The organism is Microvirga sp. (assembly GCF_014699075.1).
In the GTDB taxonomy this organism is placed as follows: domain Bacteria; phylum Pseudomonadota; class Alphaproteobacteria; order Rhizobiales; family Beijerinckiaceae; genus Microvirga.
The window spans coordinates 215,060-228,396 of record NZ_JACXAB010000003.1; the positions used below are offsets into that span (position 1 = coordinate 215,060).

Genomic DNA, 13,337 nt, shown 5'->3' on the forward strand with positions numbered 1-13,337 from the left:
CATTTTGCTCACCATCGTCTAGGTCGCTTGCTGTAACTGTTGTTCTCTTTTGTCTTTCGTGCCCAGATGGGCCGCAGCCATGACGAGACCTCAATGAAGATTACCCATGTCGAGACAGTTCGCCTCCAGGAATTTGCGAACATCATATGGGTTCGCCTTCACACCGATGAGGGCCTTGTTGGTCTGGGCGAAACCTTCATGGGCGCCGCGGCTGTGGAAGCCTATATCCACGAGACCGTGGCAGCCAAGCTGATCGGGCGCGACCCTCTTCAGATCGAGGCCATCAACCGCGATCTCCAGAACTATCTCGGCTGGAGATCGGCCGGGGTGGAAACACGGGGCAACTCGGCTGTCGACATTGCGCTCTGGGATCTGTTCGGCAAGGCTCATGGCAAACCCATCTGCGACATGCTGGGAGGGCGCTCACGGGACAAAATCCGAGTCTACAATACCTGTGCCGGATATCGGTATATCCGCGACAGCCGTGCGCAGAAGGTGGCGAACTGGGGCGTCGGCAGTGCTGAAGGAGCATACGAGGATCTGGAGGCATTCCTGCACAATGCCGACGATTTAGCCCATTCGTTGCTGGAGCAGGGCATCACCGGCATGAAGATCTGGCCGTTCGATGTCGCAGCCGAGCGCAGCCACGGCTATGACATATCCTCTGCCGAACTAAAGGAAGCCCTTGAGCCGTTCGCCAAGATCCGCAAGGCCGTCGGCGACAAGATGGACATCATGGTCGAGTTCCACTCTCTGTGGAGCCTCCCGATGGCGAAGAAGCTTGCCGCGAGTCTCACCGAGTTCGACACCTACTGGCATGAAGACCCATTTCGCCTCGACAACATTGGCGATCTCAAGGCCTACGCCCAGCACTCCAAGGCATGGGTTTGCGCATCCGAGACCCTTTCCTACACGCACGCCTTCCGGGAATATCTTGAAACCGGCGTCGCCGGAGTGGTCATGCTCGATCTGTCCTGGTGCGGCGGGCTTACGGAGGCTCGCAAGATCGCCGCCCTGGCGGAGGCGTGGCATGTGCCAGTTGCACCCCATGACTGCACGGGACCGGTGGTTTACGCAGCCTCCTGCCACTTCTCCCTGCATGCACGGAACGCGCTGATCCAGGAAAGCGTTCGGGCGTTCTACACCGGGTGGTACACGGAATTGGTGACGGAATTGCCGACGGTCATTAACGGAGAGGTCACGGTCAACATGAAGCCGGGCCTCGGGCTGGAACTGCTGCCGGATCTATGTGAGAGGCCGGATGCAATCGTCAGAATATCCCAGAGTTCATAGTCAAAACCGAACGACCATTTGAAGACGTGGAATGCCATGATTGATTTGATCGAGGCCCTTAAAGCCGCCCTTGGATCTAAGGTTAGAACAGGATCCGACATCCCTTTGCGCAATCATGCCGATGCCAGCGGCCTCTCGCCTACGCCGCCCAAAGCTTTGATCCTGCCGCAGACGACGGAGGATGTCGCCACAGCTCTTCGGATCTGCCACGAGCATAACCACGCCGTCGTCACCCAGGGTGGCCTGACGGGCTTGGCAGGCGGCGCGCACCCTCAAGCGGGAGAAATCGCCCTCTCGTTAGAGCGCATGAGCGGTATCGAAGAAATCGATGCAGCCAGTGCGACGCTCACGGCTCTTGCAGGCACGCCGCTGGCAGCGGTGCAGCAGGCTGCCGACGAGGCTGGATATCTCTGCGGGATTGATCTTGGTGCGCGAGGCACTTGCACCATCGGCGGCAATGCCGCCACCAATGCCGGCGGCAATCAGGTTCTGCGTTACGGCATGGCCCGCCGCAACATCCTTGGGCTGGAAGTTGTTCTTGCGGACGGCACCGTTGTCCGCTCGCTGAACAAGATGCTGAAGAACAATGCCGGTTATGACTGGACGCAGCTGTTCATCGGGAGCGAAGGAACTCTCGGCGTCATCACGCGAGTGGTGATCGGACTGCACCCGAAGCCTCAAGGCCTTCAGACAGCCCTCTGCGCCGTCGAGAGCTTCGAGGATGGTCTGCTGGTGCTGCGCCAGTTCCAGCAGGCTCACCCAGGGCGCCTGCTCGTGTTCGAGGCCATGTGGCGGGAGTTCATGGCCGTCGCCACTCAGGTCTGCGGCCTCCCGAACGCCTTTGAAGCCGAGCATGACATTACGCTCCTGATCGAAGCGGATATGGGAGAGGATCCGGCGGGCACGGAAACGTTCTCGCTTGTCCTGAGTGACCTCTATGAGCAGGGCCTGATCAAAGACGCTTTGGTTGCGCAATCCCGCACGGACCGAAACCGGTTCTGGGCCTATCGAGAAACACCTTATGAGTATGGACGCTTCCTTCCCGAGGAGATCCGCTTCGATGTCAGCATCCCGCTCGACCGGATGACGAAGGCCGTGGCACACCTGCGCGAGGAGATGCCCAAGACTTGGCCGGAGGCCATCTGGGTCGTTTTCGGCCATGTTGCAGACAGCAACATCCATATCAATGTGGCCATCCGGGATATGACCGACGAGACCAAGAAAGGTGTTCAGGGACTTGTCTATGATCTCGTCTCAAACCTCGGCGGCTCGGTGTCGGCCGAGCATGGCATCGGGCGCATCAAGAGACCTTATCTCCCGCTGAGCCGGTCCGAACCTGAACTCGCCTTGATGGCGAAGATGAAACACACCCTGGACCCGGCCGGCATTCTCAATCCTGGCCGTGTGCTCTAAGCGCGGTCAGTTGTTCTAAGGCGCCCGACGATGAATGTTGCAAGTCTTTTCAACCTCTCCGGGCGTGTTGCTCTGGTGACAGGATCAAGCGCAGGTATTGGCTTTGCTCTCGCCCATGGCTTGGGAGGAGCAGGAGCAAAGGTTGTTCTCAATGGACGCGAGTCGGGAAAGCTTGCGCTGGCTGCCGAACGGCTCCGCCGGGAAGGTCTGTCGGTGCATGAGATGGCCTTCGATGTCACTGATAGCAGCGCCGTCAGGCCAGCCATCGAACGAATCGAAGATGCGATCGGCCCCATCGACATCCTGGTCAACAACGCCGGCATGCAATTTCGTGCGCCCCTCGAAGATTACCCGGACGATGCTTGGCATGCCCTGATGAAGACGAATGTCGACAGCGTCTTCTACGTTGGGCAAGCGGTTGCAAAGCGCATGATACCCCGCGGCCGAGGCAAGATCATCAACATCTGTTCGGTCCAGAGCGAACTCGGTCGTCCCTCCATTGCTCCCTATGCAGCCACCAAAGGAGCGGTGAAGATGCTCACCAAAGGCATGGCGATCGACTGGGGGAAGCACGGGCTCCAGGTCAACGGTCTGGGCCCAGGCTATTTCAAGACAGAGCTCAACCGGGCACTCGTGGAGGACAAGGCTTTCTCCGATTGGCTGATCGGCCGCACTCCCTCACGCCGCTGGGGGGAGCTTGAGGATCTCATCGGCGCCATGGTTTTCCTCGCCTCGGATGCCTCGAACTTCGTGAACGGACAGATCATCTATGTTGATGGAGGAGTGACAGCCTCGCTCTGAGACATTGCAGATAAAAGAGCCCTCCTCAGTGTTCGGAATAGAGTCCCAATATTTGCACTCAGCACGAGCAGACGAAACTCACCATTAACGTTTCACGCGTATAGGAGCGGCTATTGGCGGTTGCATTCTCATCGCAGGATGGTTAGCAACAGCCCTGTTACTTGCCGGACAAGCTACTTGGGAGGATCCTGATGGCCCACGGAGCGTACTGCGTTGTGTTCAAGCATAATCGCTGGACGGTTTCACGGTCCGGGAGAGATCTGGGCTCGTTCTATTTCCGCGCTAAGGCTTTGAAATTCGCAGTCGAGTCGGCATGCTGGTCGGCTATGTCGAACTGCCCGACTGTCTTTGTTCTTGATCGGACCGGCGATTTCTACACGGCATGGCAGGGTGACAGAGACACACTCACTGCGGCCTTGTAGCAAACTCTTGCATCCCTCGCCCGGCGAGACCCTACCCCCTGTAAAAGCGGAGATTAGGTCAGACGTATCGCTGTCTGCCCGGCGAGCCAGTCTGGCCATAAGATGCTTGCGAAATCACGCGACGGCAGCTGTCTGCCGCGACGATGTATCCTCCAGCTCAACGGCCTCCGGCAGCTTCATTAAATCCTGGATCTTCTCGGCCAGATCGGTTGCGCGATAGGGCTTGTAGAGGAGATGAAGGTCGTTGAGCGTCTCTTCACCATCGAAGTAGCCGGTTGTCAGGAGAACTTGAATCTCCGGATGCTCTCGTTGGATAAGACGGGCGAGATCAACGCCACTTAGCTCTCCAGGCATCCGAACGTCGGAGAGCACAAGCGATATGTCCCTCTTTTTCTTCTTCAGGATTCGAGCAGCCTCGTCGCCGCTCTCCGCCTCATGGACCGTGAAGCCGAGAGAGCGAAGTGTGGATGTGGCGACCTGACGGACGGCAGGATTGTCCTCGACCACCAGAATCGTTCGCCCCTCGCCAAAAGGCGTGGCAACGCGTGCGTGGTTTTGGGGACTATCTTCGGCGCTCTCATGTGACCGAGGGAGGAAGATGCGGATTGTCGTGCCGACGTTCTGCGCACTTTCCACTTCAACCCGGCCGTGGCACTGCTGAACGAAGCCATAGACCATGCTGAGGCCGAGGCCCGTGCCTTTGCCACTCTCCTTTGTCGTGAAGAACGGCTCAAAGACTTTCGCGAGCACTTCAGGCGACATGCCGATACCGGTGTCCCGAACGGCAATCTCCACATAGTCGCCCTTTGGAAGAGGCTTCCCTTCTTCGACCATCTGGTTTGCAACGGTGATTGTCAGATCACCACCATCCGGCATGGCGTCGCGGGCATTCACGGCAAGGTTCAGCAGAGCCGCCTCGAATTGGGCCCGATCAACCTGGATTGGCCAAACGTTTTCATCTGCGCGAACGCTGGCGTTGATGTTTTCACCCAGTGTCCTGCGCATGAGTTCCAGGAGACTCGGCATCAGGCTCATCACGTCGATGGTCGACACCTGCAGCGCCTGACGGCGGGAGAAGGTCAGGAGTCGATAGGTGAGGTCTGCGCAGTGCTGCGCGCTCTCCATGGCCATTCGAACCCGCCGCTCCGCCTTCTCGTTGCCTTGTATGGACTTCTTGAGAAGGTCGAGATTGCCGATGACGACGCTCAGCATGTTGTTGAAGTCGTGAGCGATGCCACCCGTGAGACGGCCAACGGCCTCGAGCTTGCTGGCATGAAGCAGGTTCTGCTCCATCTGCTTGCGTTCGGTGATGTCGAACCACATGCCGAAGAACTCGCGGGGGCGTCCTTCGTCATCCCGCATGAGGACTGTCTGATCGAGGAAGTATCGTTCGATGCCATCTGCGCAAAGCCAGCGATATTCGAGGCTGACGGATCCGTCTTCTTCCAGGCGCTTGAGTTCGTTCAAGACCCTGTCTCGATCCTCGTCGTTGATCCGGGAGGACCAGAAATCCGAACGTTCGAGAAAGGCCCCAGGCCGGAAGCCGGTGATCCGTTCAATGCTTTCGTTGGTGAAGTGAAGCTGCCGGTGGTCCTCCTGGACGGAAGCCGTATAGAGCGCAATCGGCAGCGACTGCAGGACGATGGCCTGGTGCTCCTCACGCCGACGCAAGGCCTGCTCGGCCTTCAGCTTTTCGCTGCGGACCCGCAGGTTGTCCATGAGCAGATGCCGCTCCTGCTCCGCCTGACGGCGGATTTCCTCCGTCTTGCGGTAGAGATCGACGAAGATGTCCACCTTAGACTTGAGGATCAGGGGCTCGATAGGCTTGAAGACATAGTCGACTGCGCCTGCCGAGTACCCCTTGAAGACATGCATGTCGTCTTTGTTGAAGGCCGTCAGGAACAGGATCGGCACTCGCGATGAGCGGGGTCGGTTCCGGATCAGGCTGGCAACCTCGTAGCCGTCCATGCGGGGCATCTGCACATCGAGAAGGATGGCGGCGAAATCGTCCTGGAGAACACGACGCAAGGCGGACTCGCCCGAGTCGGCGGTGACGATCTCCACACCGGGAGATCGCAACACCTCTTCGACGGCGATCAGATTCCTGGGGTCGTCATCGACCACCAGGATCTTGGCCAGGATGGGATCCGCCAAGGGACGAGCCGAGACCAGATGAAACTCATCCGTGCCTAGGCCCGCATCCACCCGCCCAGCGTCTTCGATCATGAGTTCAACCCGACCCCTGCTGCGCCATTGGGAGCAGTCTTCCCTTCAGGGATATAGGTGCTCCGGCTCAGTTGGACGCGCAGGACGGCTAGAAGCTGATCGATATCCACAGGTTTCGACACATAATCCGTCGCACCTGCTTCGATGCACTTCTCACGATCGCCTTTCATCGCCTTGGCGGTCACGGCAACCAACGGCAGATCACGGTACTGCGGAATGTTCCGGATCTCGCGCATGGTTTCGTAGCCGTCCATTTCCGGCATCATGATGTCGACCAGGGCAACATCGATACCGGGGTTGGCCTGCAGCTTCTCGATGCCTTCCAGACCGTTCTCCGCGAAGATGACGGACAACCCATGCTGCTCAAGCGCGCTCGTCAGCGAGAAGATGTTGCGCATGTCATCATCGATGATGAGCACCTTGCGGCCATCGAGCGATCCATCGGCGCGATGTTCGACGATGATGTGCTTATCCTCCGGAATGGCGCTGATCGCCCGGTGAAGGAACAATGCCGTATCGTTGAGAAGCCGCTCGGACGAGCCCTCGCCTTTGACGACGATCGTCGCGGCGATGCTCTGCAAGCGACGCTCTTCCTCCCTGGTCAGATCCTGACCAGTGTAGATGACAATCGGCAGCTCTTCTCCGCCCTGGGTCTTGCGGATACGCTCGATCAGCTCGGCACCAGGCAGATCCGGCAAGCCGAGGTCCACGATGGCACAATCGAAGGGTCGCACCTGGATGACCTCCAGAGCACCCTCGGCCGTCCCCACTGCGGTGACGTCGACCTGCTCGCTCTTCATGAGCTCGGACAAGCTCATGCGCTGATTGTCATCGTCCTCGACGAGGAGAAGCTTCTTCACCGGCCGATCGATGAACTCCTTCGTGCGATTGAGCGCTCCCATGAGAGCCTCACGGTCGACAGGCTTCTCGAGGAAGCCGAAGGCGCCAGCCTTGAGGCCGCGCTTCTTCTGATCGTCAACAGAGATCACGTGAATGGGGACGTGTCGCGTTCTTGGGTCATGCTTCAGGAGGTCGAGGAGCGCCCACCCGTCCATATCGGGCAAGCCGATGTCGAGGGTGATCGCATGCGGCTTGTAGCGATGGGCCAGGGCAAGAGCCGAAGCGCCGTCCATGGCGATGAGGCCCTTGAAGCCCTCTTCCCGCGCGAGTTCCAGCAGCACCGAGGCGAACATCGCATCGTCTTCAATGATCAGGACGATGCGGTCGCCCACGGTGATCGCATGTCGATCGTCGAGGGACGCTGAAAGCGCCATGGCCGCGGAAGGCTGCCGGATCATCGCTCCGGATGAATCCTCGGAAGGCGTGTAGGATCCATTCCCGTCGCTATTCGATCGCGCTGCGAAGCCCATGCCGAGCGCACCATGGCTTGACGGGGGCTCTACAGGAACGAAGAGCGTGAAGGTCGATCCGCTTCCCGGCGTGCTCGACACCACGATTTCGCCGCCGAGGAGGCGCGCGATCTCGCGGCTGATCGATAGGCCGAGACCGGTTCCGCCGTACTTCCGGCTCGTGGTCCCGTCCGCCTGCTGGAACGCCTCGAAAATGATCCGCTGCTTGTCCTCCGGAATACCGATGCCGGTATCCGTGACGGACATGGCGATCCACTGGCTCCCAGCCCGCAACGGCGAGCCCTCGGCGGATCCGATCTGAAGCGTCACGCCTCCGCGTTCCGTAAACTTGAAGGCATTCGACAGCAGATTGCGCAGCACCTGCTGCAGGCGCTTCGAATCCGTTCTGATGGCCAGTGGGAGCTTCGGGTCGACCTCAACCTGGAAGTTGAGTTTCCTCTCCTCTGCCACCTGGCGGAAGGTTCGGTCCATGTTCTCGACCAGATCCTTGAAGGCCACGTTGGAGACCTCAAGGCTGACCGTCCCGGATTCGATTTTGGACAGGTCCAGGATGTCGTTGATCAGGGACAGGAGATCCGAACCGGCCGCGTGGATCGTCTTGGAAAACTCCTTCTGCTTTTCCGTAAGATTTCCTTCGGAGTTCTCGGTCAGCAACTTCGATAGGATGAGGAGCGAATTGAGAGGCGTTCTCAGCTCATGGCTCATGTTGGCCAGGAACTGCGACTTGTAGCGCGAGGTCAGGGAGAGCTGCTCGGCCTTTTCCTCCAGGGCGGTCTTGGCAATCGAGACTTCCTGGTTCTTTGTCTCCACTTCCCGCTTCTGAATCTCGAGCAGGCGGGCCTTGTCCTCAAGCTCCTCGTTGGTCTTCTGGAGCACTTCCTGCTGCTGCCGCAGAAGCTCCTCGGACTGGCGCAGCGTGGCTGCCTGCTGTTCCAGGCGGTCGTTGGTGTTACGCAACTCCTCCTGCTGGCTCTGAAGCTCGGTGGTCAGAAGCTGAGACTGCTTCAGGAGACCTTCCGTCCGCATATTGGCCGCGATCGTGTTGAGAACGATACCGATCGATTCCGTCAGCTGGTCCAAGAAGGACTGGTGGGTTTCGGAGAAGCGGTTGAAGGAGGCCAGCTCGATCACCGCCTTCACTTCCTGCTCGAACAGAACGGGCAGGACAATGATGTTGAGCGGCGCGGCCTCGCCAAGTGCCGAACCGATCTTGATGTAATCGTTCGGTGCATTGGTGAGAAGAATACGCTTCTTCTCGTAGGCCACCTGTCCAACGAGCCCCTCCCGCAGGCGGAAGCGGTTTCCGAGGTGCTTCCTCTCCGTGAAGGCATAGGAAGCAACAAGCTCCAGGGACGGCTCGTCGCCGCGGTTCTCGACCGTGTAGAAGACGCCCTGCTGCGCGTTCACCAGCGGCGCAATCTCCGACAGGATCATGTTGGAGACGGTGGCGAGATCGCGCTCGCCCTGCAGCATACGGGTGAACTTGGCGAGGTTGGTCTTCAGCCAATCCTGCTCCGCGTTCTTGAGCGTCGTATCGCGCAAGTTGCGGATCATCTCGTTGATGTTGTCCTTCAGCGCCGCAAGCTCGCCGAGGGCTTCCGCGGTAATCGACCGGGTCAGGTCGCCGCGCGTCACGGCCGTGGCCACTTCCGCGATGGCTCGCACCTGATTGGTCAGGTTGGCGGCAAGTTGGTTCACGTTGTCGGTCAAATCGCGCCACAGGCCCGAAACGCCCTCCACGCGAGCCTGACCACCCAGCTTGCCTTCCGTACCCACTTCCTTCGCGACGCGAGTCACTTCCGAGGCAAACGAGTTCAGCTGATCCACCATCGTGTTGATGGTGTTCTTCAGCTCCAGCATCTCGCCTTTGACATCGACGGTGATCTTCTTCGACAGATTGCCATTCGCCACCGCAGTGGTGACATCGGCGATGTTACGCACCTGGCCCGTGAGGTTGGCCGCCATCATATTCACGTTGTCCGTGAGATCCTTCCACGTGCCGCCGACACCCCGAACCTGCGCCTGTCCGCCGAGCTTGCCCTCCGTGCCCACCTCGCGGGCCACGCGCGTCACCTCGGAGGCGAACGAGTTCAGCTGGTCCACCATGGTGTTGATGGTGTTCTTCAGCTCCAGCATCTCGCCTTTGACGTCGACGGTGATCTTCTTGGAGAGGTCGCCATTCGCCACCGCAGTCGTCACATCGGCGATGTTACGCACCTGGCCCGTGAGGTTCGCAGCCATCATGTTCACGTTATCGGTCAGGTCCTTCCAGGTGCCGGCAACACCCTTCACCTGGGCCTGTCCGCCGAGTTTACCCTCGGAGCCCACCTCGCGCGCCACGCGGGTCACCTCGGACGCGAAGGAGTTCAGCTGATCCACCATGGTGTTGATGGTCGATTTCAGCTCCAGCATCTCACCTTCGACCACGACGGTGATCTTCTTCGACAGGTCGCCTGTTGCAACCGCGGTCACGACCTCGGCGATGCCGCGCACCTGGCCGGTGAGGTTGGCCGCCATGAGGTTCACGTTATCGGTGAGGCCCTTCCAGACGCCGCCGACGCCCTTCACCTGTGCCTGACCGCCGAGCTTACCCTCGGAGCCCACTTCCTTCGCCACGCGGGTCACTTCCGAGGCAAACGAGTTCAGCTGGTCCACCATCGTGTTGATGGTGTTCTTCAACTCCAACAGCTCGCCACGAACGTCGACAGTGATCTTCTTGGACAGGTCGCCGTTTGCCACAGCCGTCGTGACATCCGCGATGTTACGCACTTGGCCGGTCAAGTTCGCGGCCATCATGTTCACGTTGTCCGTGAGGCCTTTCCAAACGCCGCCGACGCCTTCCACGCGGGCTTGGCCGCCGAGTTTACCCTCGGTGCCCACCTCTTTCGCAACACGCGTCACCTCGGAGGCAAAGGAGTTGAGCTGATCCACCATCGTGTTGATGGTGTTCTTCAGCTCCAACAGCTCACCGCGAACATCGACGGTGATCTTCTTGGACAGGTCGCCGTTCGCCACAGCCGTCGTGACATCCGCGATGTTACGCACCTGACCGGTGAGGTTTGCGGCCATCATGTTCACGTTGTCGGTCAGGTCCTTCCAGGTGCCGCCAACACCGCGGACCTGCGCCTGGCCACCGAGCTTGCCTTCGGTGCCCACCTCGCGGGCCACGCGGGTCACTTCGGACGCGAAGGAGTTCAGCTGGTCCACCATGGTGTTGATGGTGTTCTTCAGCTCCAGCATCTCGCCTTTGACATCGACGGTGATCTTCTTGGAGAGGTCGCCGTTCGCCACCGCGGTGGTGACATCGGCGATGTTACGCACCTGGCCGGTGAGGTTGGCCGCCATCATGTTCACGTTGTCGGTGAGATCGCGCCACAGGCCGGCGGCGCCGGGCACGAGGGCCTGTCCGCCGAGCTTGCCTTCGATACCCACCTCGCGCGCCACGTTCGTCACCTGATCGGCGAAGGTGGCCAGTGTATCGATCATGCCGTTGATGGTGTCGGCCAGAGCAGCGATCTCGCCCTTGGCGTCCACGGTCAGCTTGCGCGTGAGATTGCCGACAGCGACGGCGGTCACGACCTCCGCGATGCCGCGCACTTGGCCAGTGAGGTTCGCGGCCATCATGTTCACGTTATCGGTGAGATCCTTCCAGGTGCCACCGACACCCTTCACCTGCGCCTGGCCGCCGAGCTTGCCTTCCGTACCCACTTCCTTCGCGACGCGGGTCACTTCCGAGGCAAACGAGTTCAGCTGGTCCACCATGGTGTTGATGGTGTTCTTCAGCTCCAGCATCTCGCCTTTGACGTCGACGGTGATCTTCTTCGACAAATTGCCATTCGCCACCGCAGTGGTGACCTCGGCGATGTTACGCACTTGGCCGGTGAGGTTCGCGGCCATCATGTTCACGTTATCGGTCAGGTCCTTCCAAGTGCCGGCAACGCCCTTCACCTGGGCCTGTCCGCCGAGCTTGCCTTCGGTGCCCACCTCTTTTGCCACGCGGGTCACTTCCGAGGCAAACGAGCTTAGCTGGCCCACCATGGTGTTGACCACCTTGCCGATGCGCAGGAACTCGCCGCGCAGGGGGCGGCCTTCGATCTCGAGCTGCATGCTCTGGCTGAGATCGCCCTTAGCCACCGCGCCGATCACGCGGGCTACTTCGGTCGTCGGCTGGACAAGGTCGCCGATCATGGAGTTGACCGAGTCGACACACTCGCTCCAGCACCCGGTTGCAGCCGAAAGACGCCCGCGTTCGCCGATCCGCCCTTCCTTGCCGACCACCTTGGCCACCCGGTCCAGCTCCTGGGCAAGCCCCTTGTTCAGGTCAGCGATGTCGTTGAAGGCCTCAGCGATTTCACCATCGATGCCGGTCAGATCGGATGGGAGGCGCACGGAGAAGTCGCCTCTCCGGAATGCGCGCAGCGTCTTGAGCAGCAGCTTGGGATCAAGCTGCGAAATGGCGGTTTCGACTTGTGACATAAGGCCCCCTGTTACGCTGTTCCAGGCCTACTTGCGCCTGGATCCCCATATGCCGACGTCCCAAAAGCTACTTTGTTCGTCTTCGGATGGAATTCGACCCTGCGTAACGCATTTCAAGGGATCATAGTTCCCTGAATTCCGAAAAAATTTTAGCCCCTCGCAATCTGAAACCTAGTTTCAGCTGAAGAAGGACTGCATGGCCTTCAACCGGCTCCTGACGCCCATTGCCCTGGATCGTAGGTTGCGCTCACATGGGGAGCTGCCGTTCCGGAAGAACCGTGTGGTCAACAACACTAAACCCTAGGGAGCCGCCATGTCACCCTCTTCATACTCCAGTCGCCGACGCATCCTTGGCCTTCTGCTCGGAGCCGGGGCCTCCCTGGTCTCGGGAGCCGTGCTTGCCCAATCGTCAACCTATCCAACCCGGCCAGTCCGCGTCATCGTGCCGTTCACGCCGGGCGGCACCACGGACATCTTCGCCCGGCTCGTGGGCGAGAAGCTGTCTCAGTCCTTAGGCCAGCAGTTCGTCATCGAAAACCGCGGCGGCGCGGGCGGCAATATTGGGGCGGATGCGGTCGCGAAGGCAGAGCCGGACGGGTACATGCTGGTCATGGGCACGGTGGGCACCCACGCGATCAATCCGAGCCTCTACGCCAAGATGCCCTATGATGCCCTTACGGATTTCGCACCCGTTGCCTATGTGGCCGGCGTGCCGAACCTGATGGTGGTCAGCCCCAAGAAGGTGAAGGCCACCACCGTGCAGGAATTCATCGCCGAGGCGAAGGCGACTCCCGGCAAGTTCACCATGGCCTCGTCGGGGAACGGCACCTCGATCCATCTCTCCGGCGAGCTCTTCAAGCAGATAACGGGCGTCGAGATGCCTCACGTGCCCTATCGCGGCAGCGGACCGGCGGTGAACGACCTGATTGGCGGACAGGTGGACGTGATGTTCGACAACCTGCCCTCTTCGATCGAGCATGTGCGCGGCGGGAATCTGCGAGCCCTGGCTGTCACGTCCTCGAAGCGCTCCCCGGCCCTTCCCGACAAGCCGACCCTTGCCGAAGCAGGCCTGCCCCAATTCGAGGCGACGAGCTGGTTCGCGCTGTTTGCCCCTAAAGGCACGCCTGCGGACATCACGAATAAGCTGAATCAGGAAGTCCGCAAGGCCCTGGAAACGCCGGAGCTGCAGAAGCGCTTTGCTGATCTCGGCGGTGAAATCCAGCCCATGAGCCCTGATGAACTTATGGCCTATATCAGGGCCGAGCATGAGAAGTGGGCGAAGGTCGTCAAGGCCTCAGGCGCCAAGGTCGACTGATGCCTGAAGAAGCGGGGCTGC

At 60.0% G+C, this 13,337-nt stretch carries 6 protein-coding genes; 4 read left to right on the forward strand and 2 right to left on the reverse strand.

Going from position 1 to position 13,337, the window contains the following annotated elements; genetic code table 11:
* Positions 1-93: 93 nt before the first annotated feature.
* Genes IC232_RS06590 through IC232_RS06600 form a run of 3 tightly spaced genes read left to right on the forward strand, consistent with a single transcriptional unit; the run spans position 94 to position 3,507 of the window.
* Positions 94-1,293 carry a mandelate racemase/muconate lactonizing enzyme family protein gene (locus tag IC232_RS06590; protein ID WP_190844135.1) on the forward strand — a complete coding sequence of 400 codons (1,200 nt, stop codon included), beginning with the start codon at positions 94-96 and terminating at the stop codon, positions 1,291-1,293.
* A 39-nt stretch (positions 1,294-1,332) separates the two neighbouring features.
* Positions 1,333-2,706 (forward strand): FAD-binding oxidoreductase, encoded by a 1,374-nt coding sequence (locus tag IC232_RS06595; protein WP_190844341.1) that lies wholly within the window; start codon positions 1,333-1,335, stop codon positions 2,704-2,706.
* Positions 2,707-2,736: 30 nt separating this feature from the next.
* A complete protein-coding gene (locus tag IC232_RS06600) occupies positions 2,737-3,507 on the forward strand; it encodes an SDR family oxidoreductase (protein WP_190844136.1) in 771 nt (256 codons plus the stop codon).
* Between the two features lie 536 nt (positions 3,508-4,043).
* Here IC232_RS06600 and IC232_RS06605 read toward each other — a convergent pair.
* Positions 4,044-6,155, reverse strand: a complete 2,112-nt coding sequence (locus IC232_RS06605) for a response regulator (protein WP_190844137.1) — start codon at positions 6,153-6,155, stop codon at positions 4,044-4,046.
* A complete protein-coding gene (locus tag IC232_RS06610) occupies positions 6,152-12,001 on the reverse strand; it encodes a HAMP domain-containing protein (RefSeq protein ID WP_190844138.1) in 5,850 nt (1,949 codons plus the stop codon). The genes IC232_RS06605 and IC232_RS06610 overlap by 4 nt, the downstream gene beginning before the upstream one ends.
* A 313-nt stretch (positions 12,002-12,314) precedes the next feature.
* On the opposite strand from IC232_RS06610, the gene IC232_RS06615 reads away from it, so the two are divergent.
* The gene (locus IC232_RS06615) at positions 12,315-13,316 is read left to right on the forward strand and encodes a Bug family tripartite tricarboxylate transporter substrate binding protein (RefSeq protein WP_190844139.1); all 1,002 of its coding nucleotides are present in this window, start codon (positions 12,315-12,317) and stop codon (positions 13,314-13,316) included.
* Positions 13,317-13,337: the final 21 nt, after the last annotated feature.